The organism is Streptomyces thermoalcalitolerans (assembly GCF_039525155.1).
GTDB lineage: Bacteria > Actinomycetota > Actinomycetes > Streptomycetales > Streptomycetaceae > Streptomyces > Streptomyces thermovulgaris.
Genome location: NZ_BAAAHG010000071.1, coordinates 1 through 24,151 on the forward strand (window position 1 = coordinate 1; position 24,151 = coordinate 24,151).

General features: G+C 73.3%; 27 protein-coding genes. 10 read left to right on the forward strand and 17 right to left on the reverse strand.

What is annotated here, in order from left to right:
* The 5 genes from ABD224_RS26640 to ABD224_RS26660 form a co-directional block, all read right to left on the reverse strand.
* Positions 1-1,100 (reverse strand): AAA family ATPase (locus tag ABD224_RS26640; protein WP_344054356.1); only part of this gene is annotated, 1,100 nt, incomplete at its 3' end.
* Positions 1,097-2,260 carry an exonuclease SbcCD subunit D gene (locus ABD224_RS26645; RefSeq protein WP_344054358.1) on the reverse strand — a complete coding sequence of 388 codons (1,164 nt, stop codon included), beginning with the start codon at positions 2,258-2,260 and terminating at the stop codon, positions 1,097-1,099. The genes ABD224_RS26640 and ABD224_RS26645, both read right to left, overlap by 4 nt.
* 140 nt (positions 2,261-2,400) lie before the next feature.
* Positions 2,401-3,027 carry a YigZ family protein gene (locus ABD224_RS26650; protein ID WP_344054360.1) on the reverse strand — a complete coding sequence of 209 codons (627 nt, stop codon included), beginning with the start codon at positions 3,025-3,027 and terminating at the stop codon, positions 2,401-2,403.
* A 75-nt stretch (positions 3,028-3,102) separates the two neighbouring features.
* The gene (locus ABD224_RS26655; protein WP_344054362.1) at positions 3,103-3,645 is read right to left on the reverse strand and encodes a SixA phosphatase family protein; all 543 of its coding nucleotides are present in this window, start codon (positions 3,643-3,645) and stop codon (positions 3,103-3,105) included.
* Positions 3,642-4,373 (reverse strand): hypothetical protein, encoded by a 732-nt coding sequence (locus ABD224_RS26660; protein ID WP_344054364.1) that lies wholly within the window; start codon positions 4,371-4,373, stop codon positions 3,642-3,644. The genes ABD224_RS26655 and ABD224_RS26660 overlap by 4 nt, the downstream gene beginning before the upstream one ends.
* Before the next feature lie 242 nt (positions 4,374-4,615).
* On the opposite strand from ABD224_RS26660, the gene ABD224_RS26665 reads away from it, so the two are divergent.
* Positions 4,616-5,023: a CoA-binding protein gene (locus ABD224_RS26665; protein WP_344054366.1), complete on the forward strand. Its 408-nt coding sequence runs from the start codon at positions 4,616-4,618 to the stop codon at positions 5,021-5,023.
* Positions 5,024-5,054: 31 nt separating this feature from the next.
* Here ABD224_RS26665 and ABD224_RS26670 read toward each other — a convergent pair whose 3' ends face one another.
* Together ABD224_RS26670 and ABD224_RS26675 are read right to left on the reverse strand one after the other, a co-directional pair.
* Positions 5,055-5,609, reverse strand: coding sequence for a YbaK/EbsC family protein (locus ABD224_RS26670; protein ID WP_344054368.1), 555 nt, complete (start codon positions 5,607-5,609; stop codon positions 5,055-5,057).
* A 70-nt stretch (positions 5,610-5,679) separates the two neighbouring features.
* Positions 5,680-6,252: a helix-turn-helix domain-containing protein gene (locus ABD224_RS26675; protein WP_344054370.1), complete on the reverse strand. Its 573-nt coding sequence runs from the start codon at positions 6,250-6,252 to the stop codon at positions 5,680-5,682.
* Between the two features lie 106 nt (positions 6,253-6,358).
* On the opposite strand from ABD224_RS26675, the gene ABD224_RS26680 reads away from it, so the two are divergent.
* A complete protein-coding gene (locus tag ABD224_RS26680; RefSeq protein WP_344054372.1) occupies positions 6,359-7,216 on the forward strand; it encodes a DMT family transporter in 858 nt (285 codons plus the stop codon).
* 25 nt (positions 7,217-7,241) lie between these two features.
* Here the strand turns inward: ABD224_RS26680 and ABD224_RS26685 are convergent, their stop codons facing one another.
* Positions 7,242-8,057 (reverse strand): acyltransferase, encoded by an 816-nt coding sequence (locus ABD224_RS26685; RefSeq protein ID WP_425581061.1) that lies wholly within the window; start codon positions 8,055-8,057, stop codon positions 7,242-7,244.
* Between the two features lie 155 nt (positions 8,058-8,212).
* Between ABD224_RS26685 and ABD224_RS26690 the strand changes: the two genes are divergently transcribed.
* Positions 8,213-8,740, forward strand: coding sequence for a gamma carbonic anhydrase family protein (locus ABD224_RS26690; RefSeq protein ID WP_344054376.1), 528 nt, complete (start codon positions 8,213-8,215; stop codon positions 8,738-8,740).
* A 110-nt stretch (positions 8,741-8,850) separates the two neighbouring features.
* Here the strand turns inward: ABD224_RS26690 and ABD224_RS26695 are convergent, their stop codons facing one another.
* From ABD224_RS26695 to ABD224_RS26705, 3 genes are all read right to left on the reverse strand, one after another.
* Positions 8,851-9,516 (reverse strand): DedA family protein, encoded by a 666-nt coding sequence (locus tag ABD224_RS26695; RefSeq protein WP_344054378.1) that lies wholly within the window; start codon positions 9,514-9,516, stop codon positions 8,851-8,853.
* A 67-nt stretch (positions 9,517-9,583) separates the two neighbouring features.
* A complete protein-coding gene (locus ABD224_RS26700) occupies positions 9,584-11,035 on the reverse strand; it encodes a hypothetical protein (protein ID WP_344054380.1) in 1,452 nt (483 codons plus the stop codon).
* A gap of 558 nt (positions 11,036-11,593) precedes the next feature.
* Positions 11,594-12,046: a DUF4442 domain-containing protein gene (locus ABD224_RS26705; RefSeq protein WP_344054382.1), complete on the reverse strand. Its 453-nt coding sequence runs from the start codon at positions 12,044-12,046 to the stop codon at positions 11,594-11,596.
* 125 nt (positions 12,047-12,171) lie between these two features.
* Here ABD224_RS26705 and ABD224_RS26710 point away from each other — a divergent pair, with 125 nt between their 5' ends.
* Complete coding sequence (locus ABD224_RS26710) at positions 12,172-13,179, forward strand: DUF8017 domain-containing protein (RefSeq protein ID WP_344054384.1); 1,008 nt, start codon at positions 12,172-12,174, stop codon at positions 13,177-13,179.
* Between the two features lie 63 nt (positions 13,180-13,242).
* Here the strand turns inward: ABD224_RS26710 and ABD224_RS26715 are convergent, their stop codons facing one another.
* Positions 13,243-14,088, reverse strand: a complete 846-nt coding sequence (locus ABD224_RS26715; RefSeq protein WP_344054386.1) for a spermidine synthase — start codon at positions 14,086-14,088, stop codon at positions 13,243-13,245.
* A gap of 95 nt (positions 14,089-14,183) precedes the next feature.
* Positions 14,184-15,353, reverse strand: coding sequence for an elongation factor Tu (gene tuf / locus ABD224_RS26720; protein ID WP_344054388.1), 1,170 nt, complete (start codon positions 15,351-15,353; stop codon positions 14,184-14,186).
* A gap of 366 nt (positions 15,354-15,719) precedes the next feature.
* Here tuf and ABD224_RS26725 point away from each other — a divergent pair, with 366 nt between their 5' ends.
* Together ABD224_RS26725 and ABD224_RS26730 are read left to right on the forward strand one after the other, a co-directional pair.
* Positions 15,720-16,514, forward strand: coding sequence for a TVP38/TMEM64 family protein (locus tag ABD224_RS26725; RefSeq protein ID WP_344054390.1), 795 nt, complete (start codon positions 15,720-15,722; stop codon positions 16,512-16,514).
* Between the two features lie 34 nt (positions 16,515-16,548).
* Positions 16,549-16,728, forward strand: a complete 180-nt coding sequence (locus ABD224_RS26730) for a hypothetical protein (RefSeq protein WP_344054392.1) — start codon at positions 16,549-16,551, stop codon at positions 16,726-16,728.
* Between the two features lie 36 nt (positions 16,729-16,764).
* On the opposite strand, the gene ABD224_RS26735 is transcribed toward ABD224_RS26730, so the two are convergent.
* A complete protein-coding gene (locus ABD224_RS26735; RefSeq protein WP_344054394.1) occupies positions 16,765-17,505 on the reverse strand; it encodes an SDR family NAD(P)-dependent oxidoreductase in 741 nt (246 codons plus the stop codon).
* A 426-nt stretch (positions 17,506-17,931) separates the two neighbouring features.
* Between ABD224_RS26735 and lnt the strand changes: the two genes are divergently transcribed.
* Positions 17,932-19,506, forward strand: a complete 1,575-nt coding sequence (gene lnt / locus ABD224_RS26740) for an apolipoprotein N-acyltransferase (RefSeq protein WP_344054396.1) — start codon at positions 17,932-17,934, stop codon at positions 19,504-19,506.
* Here the strand turns inward: lnt and ABD224_RS26745 are convergent.
* Positions 19,424-20,335 (reverse strand): Gfo/Idh/MocA family protein, encoded by a 912-nt coding sequence (locus tag ABD224_RS26745; RefSeq protein ID WP_344054398.1) that lies wholly within the window; start codon positions 20,333-20,335, stop codon positions 19,424-19,426. The genes lnt and ABD224_RS26745 overlap by 83 nt on opposite strands.
* 10 nt (positions 20,336-20,345) lie before the next feature.
* A complete protein-coding gene (locus ABD224_RS26750; RefSeq protein WP_344054400.1) occupies positions 20,346-21,521 on the reverse strand; it encodes an FAD-dependent oxidoreductase in 1,176 nt (391 codons plus the stop codon).
* 106 nt (positions 21,522-21,627) lie between these two features.
* Here ABD224_RS26750 and ABD224_RS26755 point away from each other — a divergent pair, with 106 nt between their 5' ends.
* The 3 genes from ABD224_RS26755 (at position 21,628) to ABD224_RS26765 (ending at position 23,376) form a co-directional block, all read left to right on the forward strand.
* Positions 21,628-22,305 carry a TetR/AcrR family transcriptional regulator gene (locus ABD224_RS26755; protein WP_344054402.1) on the forward strand — a complete coding sequence of 226 codons (678 nt, stop codon included), beginning with the start codon at positions 21,628-21,630 and terminating at the stop codon, positions 22,303-22,305.
* On the forward strand, positions 22,265-22,777 hold the full coding sequence (locus tag ABD224_RS26760) for a DinB family protein (RefSeq protein WP_344054404.1): 513 nt from the start codon (positions 22,265-22,267) through the stop codon (positions 22,775-22,777). Before ABD224_RS26755 ends, ABD224_RS26760 begins: the two co-directional genes overlap by 41 nt.
* Positions 22,778-22,902: 125 nt before the next feature.
* Positions 22,903-23,376, forward strand: a complete 474-nt coding sequence (locus tag ABD224_RS26765; protein ID WP_344054406.1) for a hypothetical protein — start codon at positions 22,903-22,905, stop codon at positions 23,374-23,376.
* 28 nt (positions 23,377-23,404) lie between these two features.
* Here ABD224_RS26765 and ABD224_RS26770 read toward each other — a convergent pair whose 3' ends face one another.
* Positions 23,405-23,923, reverse strand: coding sequence for a hypothetical protein (locus tag ABD224_RS26770; protein WP_344054408.1), 519 nt, complete (start codon positions 23,921-23,923; stop codon positions 23,405-23,407).
* Positions 23,924-24,151: the final 228 nt, after the last annotated feature.

Sequence of the window (24,151 nt, forward strand, 5' to 3'; positions counted from 1 at the left end):
AGCCCGGCCGCACCGGCGCCGGCGAGGTCCTCGGGGAGCAGCGCACGCGCGCGTGCCTCGGCGGCGGTGGCCGCGCGGTGCTCGGCGTCGGCGGCCTCGCGCAGTTCCAGGGCCGGCGCCACCGTCTCGGCCTTGCGTCCCCGTTCCATCCGCTCCTGTGCCTGCCGGTGGGCGCCGGCCCGCTCCGCCAGGCGCGCGGCGCGCTCCTGCGCCTCGGCGAACCGCCGCTGCAGCCGGGCCGTTTCGCGTGCCTCCTCCAGGGCCCGCTCGGCGTCGGCACGGGCGGACTCGGCGACCGTGAGCCGGCAGTGGGCGACGGTCAGCTGCTCGCGGGCGGTGCTGCGGGCGACGGCGGCCGCGGCCAGGACGGCCTGCGCCAGTCCGGGATCGCCCGGTGCGAGTTCCGGCAGTTCCATGGCCCCGCCCGCCGCCTGCTGCATGCGGTGGGCGTCGGCCAGCAGCGCGGCGTCGCCCTCGCGCACCCGTGCCTCGGTGGCCCGTCTGCGCTCGGCGAGGTGCTTTTCGACCTCGGCGAAACGCCGGGTGTCGAACAGCCGGCCGAGCAGTCTGCCGCGGGACTCGGCGTCGGCGCGCAGAAAGCGCGCGAAGTCGCCCTGCGGCAGCAGCACGACCTGGCAGAACTGCTCGCGGCTCATGCCGAGCAGCTGTGTGATCTCCTCGCCGATCTCCTGGTGGGAACGGCTGAGGTCCTTCCAGACGCCGGTTGCCGCGTCGTACTCGCGAAGCCGGCTCCGGGCCTTGTCGAGCGTCGTGCCCGTGCCGCGTTTCTTCGGGCGTTCCCAGGGCGGCTGCCGGGTGATCTCCAGCCTGCGGCCGGCGACGGTGAAGTCGAGGGTGACCTCGGTGCGGGTGTCCGCCGCCGCGTGGTCGCTGCGCAGGGTGATCCCCTGTCCGCTCTGGCGGGCGCCGGGCACCGAGCCGTACAGGGCGTAGCACACGGCGTCCAGCACGGAGGTCTTGCCGGCGCCGGTCGGGCCGTGCAGCAGGAACAGTCCGGCGGACGACAGCGCGTCGAAGTCGACCGTCTGGGAGCCGCCGAAGGGTCCGAATGCGGTGATGTCGAGCCGGTGCAGCCTCACCGTGCCACCTCCCGCACCGCCTCGTCGGCGCGCACCGCGTCGAACGCCTCGCGCAGCACGGCCCGTTCGTGCTCGTCGGGTTCCACCCCGCGCACATGGGTCACGAAGTCCTCCGCGATCTGCCGGTCGTCGCGGCCGGCGAGACGGCGGGCGTAGGAGACGTCCGGGTCGTCGGGGGCGCGTTCGGGGTCGAAGACGAGGCTGAGGACATGCGGGAAGCGCTCGGTGAGGCGGGCCATGGGGTCGGCCGGGCGGACCGGATCGGTGAGGGTGGCCTCGACCCACGCGTCGCGGTGGCGGGCGAGGTCCGGGTCGGCGAGCAGTTCCTCCAGCGTGCCCCTCAGACGGGCCAGGGGACGCGGGACCGGGCAGTCGATCCGCTCGGCGCCGGCGAAACCGCCGGCGTCGAGGTCGACGAGCCACATGCTCTTGCGGTGGTCGGCCTCCGAGAAGGAGTACGGCAGCGGGGAACCGGAGTAGCGCACGCGCTCGGTGATGGTCTGACAGCCGTGCAGATGTCCCAGGGCGACGTAGTCGACGCCGTCGAAGACCTCCGCGGGGACGGCCGCCACCCCGCCGACGGTGATGTCCCGTTCGCTGTCGCTGGCCTTGCCGCCGGTGACGAAGGCATGGGCGAGGACGACCGAGCGGGTGCCGCGCGCGCGGGTGGCGAGATCGGCGCGGACCCGGTCCATGGCGGCGGCGAGCACCGCCTCGTGGCCGGCCCTGTCGACCCCGAACTCGTCCTTGACCAGGGCCGGTTCGAGGTAGGGCAGGCCGTAGAAGGCCACGTCGCCATGGGCGTCGGCCAGGATCACCGGGGTCCCGCACGCCGACGGCTCGGTGCGCAGATGGATGCCCGCGCGGCCGATCAGCCCCGCGCCGACGCCCAGGCGGCGTGCCGAGTCGTGGTTCCCGGAGATCATCACCGTGGGCACCCCGAGGTCGGCGAGCCGGTGCAGGGCGTCGTCGAACAGCTCGACCGCGGCCAGCGGGGGCACCGCGCGGTCGTACACGTCTCCCGACACGACCACCGCGTCGACCTCGCGCTCGCGCACGGTCGCGACGAGATGGCCGATGAACTCGGCCTGGGCCTCGAGCAGGTTCACCCGGTGGAACGCCCGGCCCAGGTGCCAGTCGGACGTGTGCAGCAGCCTCATGATCCCCGAAGACTAACGGCCGGGTCCGGCATCGCGGGCGGTCCCTCCCGTATCGGCCGTCCCGCACGGCACCGGGCAGGGCGCGGGCAGAGGGGAGAAAGAGGGGAGAAGGGGAGTCGCCCCCTGATCCGGCCGCTGTGTCACGCCTCTCCGTAGGCCTCCCCGCCCAGTTCGAACCCGGCCGTCCCGGCCGTGGCGTCCGCCAGCCAGTTCCGGAAGGCGTCCACGTCGGCGTCCGGCAGGCCGATCTCGATGGTGACCGCCTCGCCGTAATGCACGTCGCGCACCTCGCGGCCGGTGGCCCTGAGGTCGTTCTGCACCTTGCCGGCCCGCTGGTGGTCCACGGTCACCGTGGCGATGCGGTACCTGCGGAGGGTGCGGGTGCCGAGCACGTCCAGGGTCTCGCCGACGACGCCGCCGTAGGCCCGGATGAGTCCGCCCGCACCGAGCTTGACGCCGCCGTAGTAGCGGGTGACGACGGCGACGACGTAGCGCATCTCGCGGCGCAGCAGCATCTGGAGCATGGGGACGCCGGCGGTGCCGCCGGGCTCGCCGTCGTCGCTCGCCTTCTGGATGCTCGCGTCGGCGCCGATGACGTAGGCCCAGCAGTTGTGCGTGGCGTCCGCGTGCTCCTTGCGGACGGCGGCGATGAACTCCTGGGCCTCCTGCTCGGTGGCCGCCGGGGCGAGCGCGCACAGGAAACGGGAGCGGTTGATCTCGATCTCGTGCACGCCCGCGCGTGCGACTGTGCGGTACTCGTCCTGCATCCGACCAGCCTATGCGGACCGGCCGGAGTGCTTGCGCCCGAGGTACGGCTCCGGCGCCGGCGCGGCCCGTCCCGCTCAGTGCTTCGCGCCGCGCGGCACCATGAAGCCGGTCAGGAGGGCGGCGCCGGGCGTGAGCGACCGCCAGCCGGGACCGTGCCAGGACAGCACGGCGATCGCGGAGGTCGGGAACTTCGCACGGAGCCGGTCGAGCGTGTCGCCCAGGCCGTCCCCGGCCAGTTCCAGGACCAGGTGTTCCAGGCCCGGGTTGTGCCCGACGAGCAGCAGCGTCTCCACCTCGGGCGGCGCCTCGCGCACGGCCGCCAGCAGACCGGGGACGCCGGCGGCGTACAGCCCGGGGTCGTAGCGCACGGGCGGCGGGGTGCCCCACTGGGCCGAGGCCAGCTCCCAGGTCTGCCGGGCGCGCAGGGCGGTGGAGCACAGGGCGAGGTCCGGCAGGCAGTCGGCCTCGGCGAGCGCACGCCCCGCCGCGGGTGCGTCCCTGCGGCCGCGGGGCGCGAGCGGACGGTCGTGGTCGGCGACGCCCTCGGGCCGGGCGGACTTGGCGTGGCGCAGGACCACCAGACGGCGCAGCGGGCCGGCTCCCGCGCGGGCGGTCATGCCGTACTGCCCAGGTCGCGGGTGAGGTCCAGGCCGAGCAGCCGGTCCGCGTACGCGTACGTCTCGAAGCGCGCCCCGTCCGCCAGGTCCGGATGCGAGGCCACCCACTCCAGTACGCGCACGACCGCCGGGACGTCCAGGTCGTCCTCCCAGGCGTCGCGCAGCCGGGCGCGCACCTCGTCGGGGACCGGACGCGAGGGCCTGCGCGCCCAGTCGGCGACCGCGCGGCGCCAGCGCGCAAGCGTCCGGCGGGCCTCGTCCAGCGCGGCGGCGTCGAGCCGTACCGGCTCGGTGCGCCCATGGGCGAGCAGGGCCAGACGCCAGGCGGCGGGATCGGTGTCGGCCGCGGGCTCGACGGGCACCGCCGCGTCGACGGGCGCGACGGCGACCCGGACGCCGTCGGCCGCCGTGGTGTCGTCCTGGGCGGTCACATGGACCACCTGGGCCCCGTGGAGGGCGACGCCGAGGGCGTGGCCGTCCTCGAACGGCCGGATCCCGAGGGCCGTGGCACTCGCCCGCAGGTCCGCCTGGTCCCGGTCGCCGGTCAGCACGGCCCACACGGGAATGCCGCTCAGGTCGAGGGCGCGGACGAGGAGGTCGGTGACCAGCAGGACGCGCAGCCCCGTGGCGTCGAGGCCCGGCGCGTGCGCCTCGACACGGGTCGGGCCGCGGCGGACGGGAACGGCGTCCGTGAGCACGCCGGTCCGGGCGTCGGTGATGCGCAGCACGGCTCGAGCCTAATCGGCCAAAGGGCCGTACGCGGGCATGCGGAGCACGCTCCGTGGCGCGTTCCGCGCCGGGTGCGGGGCCCGCCCCGGCTCACCCGCCGCCCCTTCTTCACTCGTCTTCACCCGTCTTCACTCGTCCCCGCGGACCCTCACGGGGCCCGCCCGGGAATCACCGGGCGGCCGCCGGTGTTGTCCCGGTGGCACCCTTGCCCCAAGACCCGCCCGGAACAAGGAGATCCCAGGTGTACGGCGACCCGGCGACCATCCGGAAGATCCTGACCGAACTCGGCGACACCTGGGCCGTGGTGGGCCTGTCGTCGAACCGCGACCGGCCCGCGTACGGCGTCGCCCAGGTGCTGCAGCGCTTCGGCAAGCGTGTCGTCCCGGTCCATCCCAAGGCGGAGACGGTCCACGGCGAGCGGGGCTACCCCACCCTCGCGGACATCCCGTTCGACGTGGACGTGGTCGATGTGTTCGTCAACAGCCGTCTGGCCGGAGCGGTCGCGGACGAGGCGGTCGCCAAGGGCGCGAAGGCCGTCTGGTTCCAGCTCGGTGTCGTCGACGAGGCCGCCTACGCGCGTACCCGGGCCGCCGGCCTCGACATGGTCATGGACCGCTGTCCGGCCATCGAGATCCCCCGTCTGGGCTGATCCGCCCGGGCGGAAGTCCGCTGACGGCCCCTCAGACTCCCAGCCCCTCCAGCACCACGGCTCCCGGCAGTTCGGCGAACGCCTTGCCCGGCACGAGCAGTTTGCCGCGGCGACGGCCGCTGCCGACCAGGACGTACGGCAGGTCGACGACGGCGGAGTCGACCAGGACGGGCCAGCCGTCGGGCAGGCCCAGCGGGGTGATGCCGCCGTACTCCATGCCGGTCTCTCCCGTGGCCACGTCCATCGGTGCGAAGGACGCCTTGCGGACGCCGAGATGGCGGCGTACGACCCCGTTGACGTCGACACGTGCGGCGGACAGCACCAGGCACGCGGCCAGCCGGGTCTCGCCGCCGCGCTTTCCCGCCACGATCACGCAGTTCGCGGACGTCTTGAGCAGGTCCTGGCCGTAGTGCTCGACGAAGACGGCGGTGTCGGCCCACTGCGGATCGGTCTCGACGTAGAGGATCTGCTCGGCCGGGACGCTGCCGCGCCAGTGGCGTACGGCGTCGGCGACCGGGCGGGTCAGCCGGTCGAGGCAGTCGGGGGCAGGGATGGCCTCGTCGAAATCTCCGATGGGTGCGCGCATGGCCGCACGCTAGCAGCAGCGCGGCCGGGCACGGCCGGGTGTCCCGCCCGCCCGGGAGGCACCGGTGGGCTCACTGCACGGGCGGTACCGAGACCGCCATGACCATGTCCATCGGGACGGTGCCGTCGTTGGCGTACGTGTGCGGTGCGCCGGCCTCGAAGGAGGCGCTGGCCCCCGCCGGCACGCGGTACTCCGTCCCGTCGACCGTGAGCGTCAGCTCTCCCGCGGTGACATGCACCAGTTCGACGGTGCCGGCGGGATGCGGGTCGGACGGGCTGCTCTCGCCGGGCATCAGACGCCACTCCCACATCTCCAGCGGACCGGGGGCCTCGACGCCGGCGAGCAGCCGGTTGTAGCTGCCGCCGTCGGTGTGCCACAGACGGACGGCCTGGTCGGCGGGGATGATCCGGACCTTGGGGCCCTGCTCGTAGTCGAGCAGGGTGGTGATGCTGACACCGAGCGCGTCACCGATCTTGACGACGGTGCCGAGGCTGGGGTTGGTCCGGGCCTGCTCGATCTGGATGAGCATGCCGCGGCTGACACCCGCGCGCGCGGCGAGCGTGTCCAGGGTGAAGCCGCGTTCGGTGCGCCAGCGTTTGACGTTGCGCGCCAGGGACTGGGTCAGCAGTTCGAGGTCCGCCACATTCCGTCCAATATTCTGGATGCTAGAGTTCAATCCAATGCACTACGGTGGGCTGTACCCGACCGTCCATTGAACTGGTCCATCGAACTGTACTGCGAGGTACGCCGTGACAGCATTCTTCGCCCTGGTCACCAGCCTGTTGTGGGGCCTGGCCGACTTCGGCGGCGGGCTGCTCACGCGCCGCAGCCCGGCCCTGACCGTCGTCGTGTTCTCCCAGGGCATCGCGGCGGCCGTGCTGGGCGTGATCGTCCTCGCCACCGGCGGCTGGAGCGAGGCCGGACCGCGGCTGTGGTTCGCGTTCGCCGCGGGTCTGGTCGGGCCGGCCGCCATGCTCTGCTTCTACAAGGCCCTCGCCCTGGGCCCGATGGGAGTGGTCTCGCCGCTCGCCTCACTGGCCGTGGCCGTACCTCTCGCCGTCGGCCTGGCACTGGGCGAACGGCCGGGGCTGCTGCAGACCGCGGGCATCGCGGTCGCCGTCACCGGCGTGGTGCTCGCGGGCGGACCGCGGCTGGGAGGCGCCGCCGTGCAGCGGCGGACGATCGGGCTGACACTGGCCGCGGCGCTCGGCTTCGGCACGGTGCTCGCGCTGATCGCGGAGGCCTCCACCACGGTCACCGGCCTGTTTCTCGCGCTCTTCGTGCAGCGCGTGACCAATGTGGTGGCGGGCGGGGCCGCGCTCTACGTCCTCTCGCGGCGGGGCGGGGCCGTCCTGCCGGAAGGAGGCTTCCCCTGGGGCACGCTGCCCGCGCTGGCCTTCGTCGGCCTCGCGGACGTGGCCGCCAACGGCACCTACTCGGTCGCCGTCCAGCACGGCCCCGTCACGGTGGCCGCCGTCCTCGCCTCCCTCTACCCGGTGGTGACCGCGCTGGCCGCCCGCGGCTTCCTCAGCGAACGGCTGCGGACGGTGCAGGCGGCGGGAGCGGGCCTGGCGCTGGTGGGGACGCTGCTGCTGGCGACGGGCTGAGCCCCGGCCGGGCGGCCGGGGAGGGTCAACCCTCGGTCTCCAGCCCGGCGAGCCGGGAGTCCCTCTCCCCCGCCGGGCGGGCCGCGCTCTTCTCCGCGCCCTTCCCCGCACCCTTCTCTGCGCCCTTCTCCAGGTCCGCCAGCGCCAGCAGCTGCTCCGGGGTGACGCCCTCCGGTATCGGCACCGGAGCCGGCGTCCTCAGCGGCGGCTGCCAGCCCTCGGCGGCGGTCCAGCGGCGTACGACCCGGGCGGGCGCCCCGGCGACCACCGTGTGGTCGGGCACCTCGCCGCGGACCACCGCGCCGGCCGCCACCACGACGTTCCGCCCGATCCGCGCCCCCGGCAGTATCACCGCGCCGGTGCCGATCCAGCAGCCCGGACCGATCTCCACCGGTTCCATCCGGGGCCACTGCTTGCCGATGGGCTGGTGCGGGTCGTCGTAGGAGTGGTTGGTGGAGGTGACGTAGACATACGGCCCGAAGTAGCAGTCGTTGCCGATGGTGACCGCGGTGTCGGCGATGACATGGCTGCCGCGGCCGAGGACCACCCCGTCGCCGATGCGCAGGATCGGCTCGGGACCGAGGTCGAGGCCGGGCATCAGACCGGCGGTCAGCGTGACCTGCTCGCCGATGATGCAGTGCGCGCCCAGGTGGATCCACGGCTCACCGAAGACCGTGCCCAGCGGGAAGGCCAGCCTGGTACCTGTTCCCATCGCGCCGAAGCGGAGGCGTCCGGGACGCTCGGCCGTGACGGAGCCCGTGCGTTGCAGCCAGGCCCAGCCCGCGTGAACGGCGCGCTGGGCGAGACGGCGCCGCCATGATGAGAACGTGTTCCTGCGCATGAGCACCCGCTCACCGTACTCAGGCGCGGCCGTGCCCAGGGGCCGTGACGGCTGTGATCTTCGCCCCACCCGGTGGCGTACGGTGCCGTCGGACCCATGCCGTGAAGGACAGGACGAGGATTAACAGGACGAGGATTAAGAGGATCAAGGCGAGGATGACGCACAAGGCGCTGATCGCGGGCATCGGCGGCCGGGAGCCGCACGTGGACGAGGAGGCGTTCGTGGCCCCCACGGCCACGGTGATCGGTGAGGTGTCCCTGAGTGCGGGCGCGAGCGTCTGGTACGGCGCGGTGCTGCGCGGCGACGTCGAGCGGATCACCGTCGGCGCGAGCAGCAACGTCCAGGACAACTGCACCCTGCACGCCGACCCGGGCTTCCCGGTCAGCGTCGGCGAGCGGGTCTCCATCGGGCACAACGCGGTGGTGCACGGCGCGACCGTCGAGGACGACTGCCTGATCGGCATGGGGGCGACGGTGCTGAACGGCGCGGTGATCGGCGCGGGTTCCCTGGTGGCCGCGCAGGCACTGGTGCCGCAGGGCATGCGGGTGCCGCCGGGGTCCCTGGTCGCGGGGGTGCCCGCCCGGGTCCGGCGGGAGCTGACGGAGGAGGAGCGCCAGGGAATCACACTGAACGGCACGATGTACGCGCAGCTCGCGAGAGCGCACCGCGAGGTGCACGGCTGAGGCCGAGCGCGACCGCACGACGTGCGGGACGTCTGAAGAACGCCTGAACGTCCGAAGGATGCCTGAAAGGTCTGCGCGCCCCGGCCCGGAACGGGCACGGGGCGCGCCGCTCACTCCCCGGCGGGAACGGGCTCCAGCGGCTCGGTCTCGGTCTCGCGCTCGCGCTGCGCGGCCTGTGCCTTCTTCGCCTTGCGCTTGAGCATCAGCATCGAGCCGAGCCCGACGAGCACGGCCACCGCCAGGCCCGCCCACGAGAACCTCTTCAGCCAGGACTCGGCCACCACACCGACGTAGTAGACGACCGCCGTGGTGCCTCCCGCCCAGCAGATGCCGCCGAGGACATTGGCGATGAGGAACTTCCAGTACGGCATGCGCAGCACACCGGCGAGGGGGCCGGCGAAGATGCGCAGCAGGGCGACGAAGCGGCCGAAGAACACCGTCCACATGCCCCACTTCTCGAAGGACCGCTCCGCGGCGGCGACGTGTCCCTCGCTGAAGTGCCTGGGGAACTTCCTCCCCAGCCAGGCGAGCAGGGGCCTGCCGCCCTTGCGGCCGATGGCGTAGCCGATGGAGTCGCCGACGACCGCGCCGATGGTGGCGCATGTGCCGAGGATCACGGGGTTGATGCCCTCGTGCTGGGAGGACAGCAGGGCGGCGGAGACCAGGACGATCTCACCGGGCAGCGGAATGCCCAGGCTCTCCAGGCCGATGACCAGACCCACCACGGCGTAGACAGCGGCCGCGGGTACCGTTTCGAGCCATTCCTGGACGTGCACCGCCGGTTCCTCCCCGTTTCGGGTCCATGTGTTCCCTGGGCGCGCGTGAAAGGCGCCCCCGGGAAGACTACCGGGCCGGTCTGTCCGGACAATGCCCCGCGCATCGCGCCTTCACCCCCAGGGGGAGGGTGTCGGCAGCGCGTCTCACCAGGGAATTCCGCATCCGTGGCCTGGTTGTGGCACCGGCCGTCCGCCGGCAGCAGCCGCGGTGGCCGCGTGTCTCGTGCTCCGGCCGCGAAAAGGTGACGTCCCGGCACGGCGCGTCCGTCCCCGGGGACGCCTCGCCTGTGCCCGGCGCATGATTCTCACCACGGTCCGGGGCACCGGCGAACCGCTTGTCCGGGCGCGGCACAAGCGCGCCGTGCCTCACCGGACCGCGGGCCCTTCCGCCCGTGTGCGCGGGGCGGCCGTGGCGGATCACCTTCCCGGACCGGGGCGCAGAGGCGGCGAGGACGGCCGGCGGAGGCTCCTCGGTGCCGCCCGGGCGGGCGGAGCCCGTGCTGTACGTCGCTTCGCCGGTGTGAGGACCGAAGGCGGCACGGTCGTCCGCCCAGCTCTTGACGGCGAGCACGGCGGCGAGCAGGGCCAGGGCGGTGAGGCCGACGCTCACGATCAGAACCGTGCGGTACCGGCGCAGCGGGTCGGGCCGTGTCTCGCACGGCGTTCTGCGCGGCGTCCTGCGTGGCGTTCTGCGCGGGGCGCGGGCCGGGCGGGAGTCGAGGTAGCGGCGGGCGCCCCAGCCGAGCACCGTCTCGGTGAGCAGGATCTCGAGTCCGCCGTCGGCGCCGTCGAAGTGACCGAGCTGTTCGGCGGCGTACCGGCAGTGGGAGCAGCCCCGCAGATGGCGCCGCGCATCGGGCAGCAGCGTGCCGCCCCGGCGCAGGGAGGTGTCGAGGAAGCGGTTGTAGAAACGGCATTCCCTGGTCGGCGCGAGTTCCCGGTGGGCCCGTATGCAGCCCGCCCGGAATTGCTCCCGGGCCTGCCGCAGCGCGCCCGTCGCGGTGTCGGTGTCCATGGCCAGCAGGCCGGCCGGCACGGTGATGGGTTCGGCCTCGACCTCGGTGTGCCAGAGCAGGCATTGGAAGGTCCCGGGAAGGGACCGGAAAGCCCGGTCGGCGAGTTTCCTTCTCGACGGCGTCCGCGAGGGCGTCGTGGACATCGCCGCGCGCAGCCCGCGACCGCCGGCGGGTCTGCCGAGTTCCGGCAGTACGGCGCGTGCCGTCTCGTCGCCGGCCCATTCCCGGACGACCTCGCGGGCGGCGACGAGGAGTTGCGGACGCAGAGCGCCGCCTTCCGGCCGGCGCAGCACCTGCCGGAAGGCGGTGGTGGCCACCATGGCGGCCGAACTTCCTTGAGCGGCAAGGCAGATGGCTGCGTAGTCGTAGGTCGCCCGCCAGTGCCGGGCGAGCAGCAGCTCGACGGCGCGGTGATCACCGTCGGGGTTCCGCAGCCGGGCGGCGAGACTGCGGTCGGACTCCTCCGGCGTCGTGCCGGAGCGTGGGGGGTGGGGGGTGTGCACTGCGATCATTCCTTCCAGCCGTATGACGGCGCATGGAATGGGCGCCACCCTCGCACACATGGTTCACGGCGAACAAGCAGCCCGAAAGGCCACCGTCTCAAAAGACGAGAAATACAAGGAGGTTACCGGCGGTACGCACACCCGTATTCGAAAAATGTCCATCGCGCGAACATCAACTTCCCTCTGTGCGCAGAGATTTGATGAACGAAAACTTCAACTCCATGACAATTCTGCGCCCTTTTTACGGCTTGCTCCCGTGTTTCTCCGGGGCCGTTCCCGCCTCCGGTGCGGTGCGACCCGCACGACACGTCGGCCGGCCGGCGCGCCGGCGACCCGTCGTCCGCGCTCTCCGGGAGCCGGCCACGGTCCCGGCCGGCGCCCGGCCGGCCGTGCGGCCCAACGCACGGCGCGGCTCGGGGAGTTCGCCGCGACCCGGAGGGCGCCCGCCCCGGGGTCCCGCGCAGATCCGGCAGCGGCCGGGCGTCACATACCGCGTTCCGCCGCCCCGCCCCGCGCACGCCGACGGACCGGCCGGGGCATCGACGCGCCCGAGGCCGTTCAGCCGTTGGGCCGCAGGGTCCAGACCACCGTCATCTCTCCGGTGACGGCCCCGTCCGCGCGCTGGATCCTGACGGACACCGGGAACTCCGGCCGCTGCCCCGCGTCGAGTTCCGCGACGACGTCGGCGGCCGGGCGGTCCAGGGTCGCGGTGGCGGTGACGGTGCCCATGGCCAGCTTCTTGTAGGCGATGTCGGCCCGTACCGCGAGCGGCACCGCGCGTGAGAGCTGGTCCCCGAACGCGGCCAGCACGATCGCCCCGCTGGCGGACTCCCCGAGCGTGAACATCGCGCCGGCGTGCGGCCCGCCCACGTGGTTGTGATAGGCGTCCTGGTCCGGCAGGACCACCACCGCCTTCTCCGGGGTGGTCTCGAGGAACTCGAGGTTCAGGGTCCGGGCCATCGGCACGGTGGCGGCGAGCATCTCGCCGACCGACATCTGATCTGCACTCATGCAGGGATGTTACTCACCAGTAGAGGATTCCGGCCAGAGGCGGGCGACACCCTGCCCACACTGGTACGTCCCTGACAAAAGGCAGTGACCAAATCGTGTCTCCGCCTGCCCTAGGGTTGTTGTCCATGTGGCCAGGACAGCAGCCGCCCGGGGGCGAGCAGAACCCGCAGAACAATCCGTACCAGCAGCCGGGGTACCAGCAGCCGAATCCCTATCAGCAGCCCGGCTACCAGCAGCCCAACCCGTACGCCCAGCAGCCCCAGTGGGGCGCGCCGACCGTGCCCGTGAACACGGCACAGCCGCCGCAGGGCAACGGCGGGGGCGACAACCGGACGAAGCTCGTCGCGATCATCTCCGCCACGGCCGTGGTGGTGACCGCCGCGGTGACCGGCTTCCTGGTCCTCGGCGGGGACAAGGACGACAAGGCCGGCGGCACGGCCGGCCCCACGGCGAGCCAGTCGGCCTCGGCCGACGCCTCCGCCGAGCCGAGCGACTCCCCTTCCGTGTCGGACGACAACCCCCGCGGCACGGAGACGGTGGAGCCGACGATCCCCGGCTGGAAGGTCGTCATCAACGCCAAGCGGGGCGTCGCCTTCGACGTGCCGCCCGACTGGGAGGTCCAGTCCCCGGGGCTGAGCATCGGCTTCGAGGACAAGGACGGCAAGCCGCTCACCATCATGTCCGGGGTGGCCAAGTACAAGTCGAAGTGGTGCACCTCCGACGACGACAAGGACGGCCGCACGGAGGACACGGCACTGGCCGCGGTGGGCTCCAAGGGAGCCGACGGCGCCAAGGACACCGACGAGGTGGCGGTGAACACCGTGGCCTGGTGGGTCTACGGCGGCTACACCCAGCCCGACAAGAAGAGCCTCACGTTCGACAAGAAGGCCAAGCCGTACACGACCAAGTCGGGCATCAGGGGCAGCATCGCCTGGGCGCAGTCGAACAACACGCCCCAGAAGGGCAAGTGCGCGAGCGACGGCAAGGCGCTCACCTTCGGCTTCAAGAACTCCGCCGGTGACTTCGTCGCCTGGAACTTCTACGGCGCCAAGGGCGTCAAGGAGGAGGTTCCCACCGCGACCATCATGCAGATCCTCAGCACGGTCCGGCTGCACGGCGAGCCCACCGGCTGACCGGACGCAAGCCCCGGGCCCGGGCGGGAAGGACGGCCGGGAAGGACGGCCGGGAAGGACGGGTCAGCCGACGCCGAACGCGCCGTCCGGTGGCTCGGGCGACGGTACGGCGTCCTCGTCCCGCACCGGCTCGGCGGCGCCGATGAACTCCCTGAGCGCGGCGCCGTGTTCCACCCGGGCGGGGAAGGCGTCGGAGGCGGTCAGCCGGGCCAGACCGGCGGTGTCGACAGGGCGGTGCGCGGCTGTCAGCACCGCGTTCCCGAAACGGCGTCCGCGCAGCATCGCCGGCTCGGCGATCAGTACGAGCTCCTCGAAGACCGCTGCGAAGGTGGCGAGTTGGGAGCGCAGGAAGGCGAAGGGCGCGCCGTCGGGAAGGTTGGCGAGATAGACGCCGTCGGCCCGCAGCACCCGCTCCGCCTCACGGGCGTAGGCGAGGGAGGTGAGGTGGGCGGGGACCCGGGAGCCCCCGAAGACGTCCGCGATCAGGACGTCCGCCGAGTCGTCCGGGGCGTTCTCCAGCCAGGTGCGGGCATCGGCGGTGTGCAGCGCGACACCGGAGCCCTCGGGGAGCGGAAGGTGGTCGACGACCAGTTCCAGCAGGGCGCGGTCGGCCTCGACGACGTCCTGCCGGGAACCGGGGCGGGTCGCGGCCACATAGCGCGGCAGGGTGAGGGCGCCTCCGCCCAGGTGCAGCACGTCCAGCGGACGGCCCGGCTCCGCGATCGTGTCCAGGACGTGTCCGAGCCGGCGCGCGTACTCGAACTCCAGGTGAGTGGGTGCGTCCAGGTCGACGTACGACTGCGGGGCGTCGTCCACGGTCAGCAGCCAGGCCCGTTCGCGGTCGATGTCGGGCATCAGTCTGGCGGTCCCGTGATCGACGGCTCGGATCACGGGTATCGGCTCGGTCACGGCTCCATTGTGCCGGTCCGGCCCCCTCCCTGGGTGACGAGGGGGCACGGGGCCGGCCACCACCGGCCCCGCGGCTCCCCCGTGCACGGCGCCGCTCACTCGACGGCGATCACGGTCCCCGCGCCGACGGTCCGTCCGCCCTCACGGACGGCGAACCCGAGCCCCGGCTCCAGCGGCACCTCACGCCCCAGTTCCACGGTCATGGTGACCGTGTCGCCGGGCCGTGCGACGGCCTTCTCCCCGAGGTCGACGCGGCCCACCACGTCCGCCGTACGGATGTAGAACTGCGGCCGGTACCCGGTGGACACCGGTGTCGTACGGCCGCCCTCGCGCGCCGGGAGGACGTACACCCGCGCGGTGAAGCGCCGGTGCGGGGTCACGCTGCCCGGCGCCGCCACGACATGGCCGCGGCGGACCGCGTCGCGCGGCACACCGCGCAGCAGCAGCGCCACATTGTCCCCGGCCTGTGCCTCGGCCATCGGCTTGCCGAAGGTCTCCAGACCGGTGACCACCGTCTCCACGCCGGCCCCGAGCACCTCGATCCGGTCGCCGACGCGGACGGTGCCGCGTTCGACCGCGCCCGTCACCACGGTCCCCCGGCCGGTGATGGTGAGCACGTTCTCCACCGGCAGCAGGAACGGCGCGTCCAGGTACCGCTCGGGCACCGGCACGTAGGTGTCCACCGCGTCGAGCAGCGCCTCGACCGACGCCGTCCAGCGCGGGTCGCCCTCCAGGGCCTTCAGCCCGGAGACCCGTACGACGGGTGTCGTGTCACCGGGGTAGCCGTGCCGGGTGAGCAGGTCGCGGACCTCCAGCTCGACGAGGTCGGCGAGTTCCTCGTCCCCCGCGTCGGCCTTGTTCAGCGCGACGACGATGTGGTCGACGCCCACCTGCCTGGCGAGCAGCACGTGTTCGGCGGTCTGCGGCATGATCCCGTCGAGCGCGGAGACGACGAGGATCGCCCCGTCGAGCTGCGCCGCCCCGGTGACCATGTTCTTGACGTAGTCGGCATGGCCCGGCATGTCCACGTGCGCGTAGTGCCGGGTGTCGGTCTCGTACTCGACGTGGGTGAGGGTGATGGTGATGCCGCGTGCGGCCTCCTCCGGGGCCCGGTCGATGCGGTCGAACGGCACGAACGTTCCGGTGCCGCGGTCGGCCAGCACCTTGGTGATGGCGGCGGTCAACGTGGTCTTGCCGTGGTCGACATGGCCCATGGTGCCGATGTTCAGATGCGGTTTGGTGCGCACGTACGCCGTCTTGGGCATGGCGGTACCTCGAAGCCTGGTGAGTGGATGAAGCGGGACCCCGGGAACTCGCCGACCCTCCCCCTGCGGGGTCCGCCGGTCGATCCGGGGAAGGGTCAGCTTCGGGCGCCGTCGACCGCGGCCAGGAGGATCAGGACGGCAGCCTCCGGGGCATCCGCGACCGCGGACGCTGCGAGGACGAAGGCATGCCGGAACACGGCATCGATCCTTCACGCCCCGTCAGCCCGCGTCGAATGGTTTTTCCGGCAGGCGAGTTCGGGGCAGGAACGGACGGGCCACGAGTCCGGGACAGGGGACGGACGCGCCACGGGACGGACGAGACGGACGACACGGCGATCACACCGATCCGTCGGTTACTGTCACCGGATGTTCCACGCCACCCCCCGCCTCGGGGCCGCCGCCGCGGTCTGCGCCAGGGTGCTGCTGTCCCCCTGGGCGCGGCTGTCCCTGCTGCTCCTCCTGCTCGCCGCGGCCGGTGTGTCCGTCCTGCTCCTCGAGCCGCAGAGACTGCTGGCGCACGGCTGGCCCCCGCACGTCGACGGGGCCGCCGCGGTGGTGGTGTTCGCCGTGGCGTACGGGCTGTGCACGGTGGCGTTCGTGCCACGGCCGCTGCTGAACCTCGCCGCGGGCGCGCTGTTCGGCTCCCAGCTGGGGGTGGCGGCGGCACTGGGCGGCACGGTGCTGGGAGCCGGGATCGCCTTCGGTCTCGGCCGGGTCCTGGGCCAGGACGCGCTGCGGCCACTGCTGCGCGGACGGCTGCTGAGGGCGGCGGACGGCCAGCTCAGCCGGCACGGCTTCCGTTCGATGCTGGCGGTCCGGCTCTTTCCCGGGGTTCCGTTCTGGGCGTCGAACTACTGCGCTGCCGTCTCCCGTATGCGCTGGTCGGCGTTCCTGCTCGCCACGGCCCTCGGCTCCCTCCCGAACACCGCCGCCTACGTCGTCGCCGGCGCCCGCGCCTCCGCACCGGCCTCCCCGGCCTTTCTCGTGGCGCTGGCCTGCATCGCCGTACCGGCCCTGCTGGGCACGGCGATCGCCTGGCACCGGCGCCACCGCCTGCGGCACCGGCCGAGGAGGCCGGGAGAGCCGAGGGCACAGGGAGAGCCGAGGAGGCAGGGGGAGCCGGGGGCACAGGGGGAGATGGCCGCTGTAGCAGTCCGGTAGCGCAGAGTCAGTGCTTACCCCTAGGCTTGGGGCCATGTCCCCCGATTCAGTGGCCCCTGGTTCCGTGCGGTCTGCTGCCGAGTTGAACGAGCAGATCCGGTCGCTGTGGTTGCGCTCCGGCGGGTCCTTGTCGGACCAGGAGCGCGCGGAGTACGCGTTACTGGTGGTCGAGTGGGCCGCCGCCATACGCGGCGAGGTCGTCGAGGCGGCCTGACACCATCCGGGAGAGGCGGCCCGGCACCGCCCGGGATCAGCGTCCGCCCGACACCCGCAGCACCGCCCCTGTCGTGTAGGAGGCGTCCGGTGACATCAGCCATGCGACAGCCGCGGCGACTTCCTCGGGCCGGCCGGGGCGGCCCAGCGGAATCGTGTCGGCGACGCGCCGGGGCCGGTCCGGGTCGCCCATCGCCGTGTGCATGTCGGTGTCGATCACGCCGGGCGCGACCGCGTTGACGCGGATGCCGTCCGGGCCGAGCTCCTTGGCCAGGCCCAGCGTCAGGGCGTCCACGGCGGCCTTCATCGCGGCGTAGTGCACGAACTCCCCGGGGCTGCCGAGTGCGGCGGCCGTGGAGGACACGTTCACGATCACACCGTTGCCCCGGGGCACCATGAGCTGTGCGGCGCGGCGCGAACACAGCAGGGTGCCCAGCAGGTTGACGTCCACGACCCGCCGCAGGTCGGCGGTGCCGATGTCGGTGAGCCGGCCCAGCGGTCCGCTCACTCCGGCGTTGTTCACCAGCCCGGTCACCGGTCCGAGCCGCTCCTCCGCCGTGGCGAACAGCCGCTCGACGTCCTCCTCCACCGAGGTGTCCATCCGTACGGTGACCCCGCGCGCCCCGGCCTCCAGCACCTCGTCGGCCACCGCCTCGGCGGCCTCGGTGGCGCCGACGTACCCCACCACCACGTCGTGCCCGTCGGCCGCCAGCCTGCGGCAGATCGCGGCACCGATCCCCCGGCTGCCGCCGGTGACCACTGTCACAAGACGTTTCATGCGGCCCTCCGCTGTGCCGAACGACGATGTCCGTATGCGGTCGCCCCGGGTCCGCGGCTGCCGCGGCACTTCGTCGCCGGGCAGGCGGGGCCGCTCCTCGGGCGGCGGCGCCGCCGCCCGCTCCGCCTCACCGACCGGCCCGGCCCCTACGGTCCCGGTGTACGGACCGTGCGCCCGGCGCCGGCCGGCGGCGCCCCGCCCGGCCATCGGACATCCCGGATGTCCGGATATCCCGCATGTCCCGCTTCATTCCCCGCCCCGTGCCCCACTCCGCCCACTCCGCTCACTCCACCCACTCGGCCCACTCCGCCCGCCCCGCCTTCGGCCGGGCCGCACGGCGGGCCGGCCGTCCGGGGTCCGAGGCCCTCTGGGCGGGATCCTTCGTGGCACGCACACTGGAACCATCCGCGGGGAGGAGGACGCCGTATGGGGACGTTCGGCCGGTGGACGGTTCTCCCGTGGCGGCGTTCGGCGCTGGCCGCGGCGGCGGGGGCACTGCCCGTGTTCGCCTTTCCCGCCCCGTCGCTGTGGTGGTTCGCCTACGTCGCCCTGGTCCCATGGATCCTGCTGGCCCGTTCCGCACCGACCGGACGGCGGGCGGTGTACGACGGCTGGCTCGGCGGGCTGGGGTTCATGCTGGCCGTGCACCACTGGCTGCTGCCCAGCCTGCATGTGTTCACCGTCGTGCTCGCGGCCCTGCTGGGCCTGTTGTGGGCGCCCTGGGGGTGGCTGGTGCGGCGGTTCCTGGCGGGGGCGCCCTCGCCGGGGCGGGCCGCGGCAGCCCTGCTCGTGCTGCCGTCGGGCTGGCTGATGGTCGAACTCGTCCGGTCCTGGCAGGGGCTGGGCGGCCCGTGGGGCATGCTCGGCTCCAGCCAGTGGCAGGTGGCCCCGGCGCTGCGGCTGGCCTCGGTGGGCGGGGTGTGGCTGCTGAGCTTCCTGGTGGTGGCCGTCAATGTCGCGGTCGCCCTGCTCGTCGCGGTGCGCACGGCGCGGGTGCCCGCGGTGGCCGGGCTGGTGGCCACAGCCGCGGCGGCCTCCTCGGTGTGGGCGGGAGTGCCCCGTCCGGAGGCGGACGGGCACGTCCGCATCGCCGTCGTCCAGCCCGGCACGGTCACCGGCCCCGAGAGCGGACAGCGCCGCTTCGACCTGGAGGAGCGGCTGACCCGCCGCCTGGTGGGACAGGACGTCGACCTGGTCGTCTGGGGCGAGAGCAGCGTCGGCTTCGACCTGGCCCGGCGGCCGGATCTGGCGCGGCGGATCGCCGCCCTGTCCCGGGCGACCGGGGCCGGCGTCCTGGTCAACGTGGACGCCCGGCGCTCCGACCTGCCCGGCATTCACAAGAGTTCGGTCCTGGTCGGCCCGGACGGCCCGACCGGTGATCGCTACGACAAGATGCGGCTCGTCCCCTTCGGGGAGTACATACCGGCCCGCTCCGTGCTCGGCTGGGCGACCGAGGTCGGCAGGGCGGCGGACGAGGACCGCAGGCGGGGCACCGCGCAGGTGGTGATGGACGTCGGCCACGGCCTGCGCGTCGGCCCGATGGTCTGTTTCGAGACGGCGTTCCCGGACATGAGCCGGCACCTCGCGCAGGACGGCGCCGAGGTGCTGCTCGCCCAGTCGTCGACCTCGACCTTCCAGCAGAGCTGGGCTCCCGAGCAGCACGCGTCGCTGGCCGCGCTGCGCGCCGCGGAGACCGGCCGGCCCATGGTGCACGCCACGCTGACCGGGGTGTCCGCCGTGTACGGCCCGGCCGGGCAGCCCATCGGCGGCCGGCTCGGCACGGACGCGAGCACCGCGCGCGTGTACGACGTGCCCGTCGCGCACGGTGTCACCCCGTACGTCCGCTTCGGCGACTGGCCGGTGCACGGCGCGCTGCTGGTGCTGGCCGTGCTGGGCGCGGCGGAGGGGGTGCGGGCTCTCAGGCGGCGCCGGAGCGTTCCAGAACCGCCCGCACCACCCGCTCGCACAGTTCGTGGGTCTCCAGTGCGTCACGGGCGCTGAGCACCCTCCCGGCGCGTACCGCGTCGAGGAAGAACAGCACGGCCTGCTCGATACCGCGCTGCCGGGCGACCGGCACCCAGTCGCCGCGCCGCCGTACGGTCGGCTGGCCCTTGTGGTCGACGATCTCGGCGAGGTTGATCACCTGTCGCTTGCTGTCCTGCCCGGCGACCTCGAGGATCTCCTCCGCCGAGCCGCTGCGCCGGTTCATCACACCGAGCGCGGTGAACCCGTCCCCGGCGAGCTGCAGCACCACATGGTGCAGCAGACCGTCGTGCACGCGTGCGCGTACGGTGACGTCGTCGACCGGGCCGGGCACCAGGAACCGCAGCGTGTCCACGACGTGGATGAAGTCGTCGAGAATCATCGTGCGGGGTTCCTCGGGCAGCCCGATGCGGTTCTTCTGCATCAGGATCAGCTCGCGCGGATGGTCGGCGCACTGCACGTACCCGGGCGCGTGGCGCCGGTTGAACCCGACCATGAGCGAAACGTTCCGCTCCTCGGCGAGGGCCACCAGGCGCGCAGAGTCGGCCAGTTCGTAGGCGAGCGGTTTGTCGACGTACGTCGGCACTCCCGCCTCCAGCAGCCGCTCGACGATCTCGGGATGGGCGGAGGTGGGGGCGTGCACGAAGGCGGCGTCGAGGTCCTGGGCGAGGAGCGAGTCCAGGGTCGTGTGCCGCCGGCCGTCCGCCAGGTGCAGGCTGCCGGCGACCCGCTCGAGCGTCTCGGGCGTCCGGGTCTGCAGGTGCAGATCGACTCCCGGCAGGGTGCCGAGCACCGGCAGGTACGCCTTCTGCGCGATGTCGCCGAGTCCGATGCAGCCGATCCTCACCTGGGCTCCTTCACCGCTCGCCTGTGCCTGCCCGCACGGCAGGATACGGCGGTTGCCAGTCCGCGATGCCCTCGAAGCTCCGCAGCAGCAGATCCGGGCGGATCCTGGACAGGGCGGCGATCGCGGTGTCGCGCATGGCGATGCCGGCGCGGCTGCGCATCAGGTTGAGCCGCGCGGCCCGTACGGCCTGCCGGGCGATGGCCGTCGTGCGGGGCAGCCGGGCCGCGGTGTAGGCGGCGAGGTCGTCCGCGTGGTGCGCCAGGACGACGGCGTCCTCGAGGGCCTGGTTGCCGCCCTGGCCGAGGTTCGGCGGCATGGCGTGCGCGGCGTCGCCGAGGAGGGCGACCCGGCCGCGGTGGTACGCGGGCGGCGGCTCGGCGATGTGGTGGACGTCGTGGCGCAGCACGTCCTCGGGCCGGGCGGCGGCGAGAACGGCGGGGATCGGGTCGTGCCAGTCGCCGAAGAGGCGCAGGAGTTCGGCCTTCTCGTCGTCGGCGGCGCGCCGGCCTGCGGGGGCCGTGGCGGCGGCGTAGGCGTACACGCGGCCGTCCTTGAGCGGGTGCGTGCCCCACAGCCGTCCCCTGCCCCATGTCTCGTGGGAGGCGAACGCGGCGCCGGGCACGGGGATCACAAGACGCCAGGTGGTGAATCCCGCGTAGCGGGGGCCCGGATGGGCGGGGAAGAGCGCTTGGCGGACGGTGGAGTGGATGCCGTCGGCGGCGACCACCAGGTCGGCCTCCAGTGCGCCGTCGGGGGTGGTCACACGGGCCGGGCGGCGGTCGTCACCGGGGTCGGCGAGGCTCGCGTCGGCGTTCGTCCGGACGGCACCGGGCGGAAGCAGGGCGGCCAGGCGGTCGATCAGGGTGCCGCGGTGCAGCAGTACGAGGGGGCCGCCGAACCGCTCGGCCGCCGCGGCGGCGTTCGTCCTGGTGAGCCAGCGACCGGACGGGGTGCGCAGTCCGCCGTCGCCCTGCCAGGCGGCCAGGCCGCGGATCTCGTCGCCGATGCCGAGGACGTCCAGGGCGCGCAGGGCGTTCGGGGAGAGCGAGATGGCCGCACCGACCGGTTCCAGGGAAGGGGCGCGCTCCAGCACGGTGACCTGCCGGCCGGTCCGGTGCAGGGCCGCGGCCGCGGCGAGTCCTGCGATGCCGCCGCCGATGACGACGGCACGTGGCTGCTGGGGCATGGCTCCTCCCGCACGAGGGGACTACACCTGTAGTAGCCGACGGTCCGACTGTACTACATATGTAGTGCGCCGTACCGCGGTGCGGTCCACCGGTAGGTTGATCCCCATGTCCGTACGCCCCGCGAGCGCCTCGCGCGCAGATCTCGTCGCCGACACCGCTCTGGCCCTGCTCGCCGAACGCGGGATGCGTGGTCTGACCCACCGGGCGGTCGACGAGGCGGCCGGGCTGCCGCAGGGTTCGACGTCGAACGTCGCCCGCACCCGCCAGGCCCTGCTGGAGCTGGCGGTACGGCGGCTGGCCGAGCGGGAGGCACGCCTGCTGGCGCCGCACGAGATGCCGGACCCGCGCACCGACGGCCTCGACGCGCTGGCGGACGGACTGGCGCTGGCCGTGCACCGCGCGCTGGCCGGCAACCGCACCCTGACCCTCGCCCGCTACGAACTGGCCCTGGAGGCCACCCGCCGCCCGGAGCTGCGGACCTACTTCGACGCGGCGGGCGCCCGCTTCCGCGACCCGCTCCGCGCGCTGGTCACGGCGATGGGTTCCCCCGATCCGGAGCGGCATGTGCTGTCCCTGATCGCCTGGGCGGACGGGCTGATGTACTCCTGCGTGGCGGGGTCCTTCCACGCGCGCGTGCCGGAGCTCCAGGAGGTGCGGGCGAGTCTGCGGGAGCTGCTGCGGGGGATGTTCGGCGCAGGAAAACCCGTGGCCCGCCGGACGGAGGTGGGCCAAGATCAGGAACATGACGATCGAACGGAAAGACCCTCCGCAGAGCGCCGATGAGCGCACCATGCTGGAGAGCTGGCTGGAGTACCACCGGCAGACGCTGGCGTGGAAGTGCCAGGGGCTGACCGACGAGCAGCTGCGGACCGCGTCCGTGGAGCCGTCCGAGCTGTCCCTGATGGGACTGGTGCGGCACATGTCCGACGTGGAGCGGCACTGGTTCCGCCGGGTGCTCGTGGGGGACGACTCCGGGCCGATCTACTGGGGCGAACAGGACCCGGACGGCGACTTCCACGTCACCGGGGACGACACCTGGGCGGAGGCGTACGCCGCCTGGCAGGCCGAGATCGGCATCGCGCGCCGCAATGCCGCCGGCCTCGGCCTGGACGAGCTGTCGAAGGGCAGGGACAAGTCCACCGGCGAGCCGTTCAGCCTGCGGTGGATCTACCTCCACATGATCGAGGAGTACGCCCGGCACAACGGCCACGCCGATCTGATCCGCGAGCGCATCGACGGGGCGACCGGGGAGTGAGACCGGCCGCCGGTGCCGACCGCGGGCCCCGCCCGCACCCTTCACCGGGCCCGGGATCACCCGTCCGTGGCCTCCTTCTCCCGTCCGCGGTGCACCGGCGGCCCGGACCCGGCAGAGTGACGCGGGTGCACCGTACGTCGACCACCGCAACACTCCTGGTCACCATGGCCGCCACGGCTCTTTCCGGCTGTGTCACGGTCCAGCGGCCGCCCGTGTCCGTCGCACCGGCGGTCTCCTCCCCTCCCCCGGCCCCGCGTCCGGACCGCACCGCCGGCCGGCAGACCGTCCAGCCCCCGGCCCGGGAGGCCCTGGAGTTCGTCGGCTCCTCCCCCTCCCCGAGCTCCCCGGAGCCGGACGGGCACACCCGGCCCCCGGTCGTGCCGTCCCCCGCGAAGAAGCGGCGGAACCCGCCGGTGGTCCGCTCCCCCGGCCGCCGCGCCCCCTCGCATCCGGCCGGCCCGCGTCATACGCCCGTGCCACCGCGCCTTCAGGACCCGCTGCCACAGCCCGCCGACCTGTGCGCGCTCGGCAGACAGTACGGCGGGTGGAAACCGGACAGCCCGGAAGCGAGGATCTGCAAGCAGACGTACGGCCGTTGAGACAAAGGCACGGCCCGGGAGGTCCGGTCTACGACCGCTGCCGGGGCGGACCCCCCGTCTCCCCGGCCGGCCCCTCCTCCCCCAGCCGCAGCGCCAGCCGGCGGATCGCCGCACGGACTCCGTTGCCGTAGCTGTCGTCGGCGAGGGCGGCCGCCGCGCCGCGGGCCCGCCGCAGATGGGTGCGGGCCGCCGGGCGGTGGCCGAGTTTCATGTAGTCGGCGGCGAGATTCAGGTGGAGGGACGGGTACAGGGCACGGGCCGCCGGCGCGCCCTCATGCCCGGCGAACCGGCTGTCGTGGAGTTCCTCGGCCGCCGACAGGGCCCTGAGGTCCCAGGCCAGCTCGTCCGCGGGGTCGTCCTGGGTGTCGGCCATGTAGTGGGCCAGCGTGCAGCGGTGGAGCGGATCGCCGTTCTCGCCGATCTCCGCCCACAGGGCGAGGAAACGGCCCCGGGCCTCCTCCCGGTCCCCGGCGTGATGCAGCATGACGCCCTGGCCGATCCGTGTCATCACGGAGTCCGGCGCCGCCTGCTCCTGTCGCTCCACCACCGCGCGCCCTCCAGCCCGTCACCGACCGACACCTCATGACGCCAGGGGGCGTCGTGTGGATCATGCCGCAGGTCGCGGGGTTCGGCACGCACTCCCCCACTGCCCTGGACGGGCGTGGGGGCACCCCCAGCGGCGTTGTCGTCACTCGCCGACGCTCCGCGTCGACTCCCTCCTCCGCCTTGCATCCGCACGCACCGAACCCCGCTCACCCCGGTCACCAGGCACCGC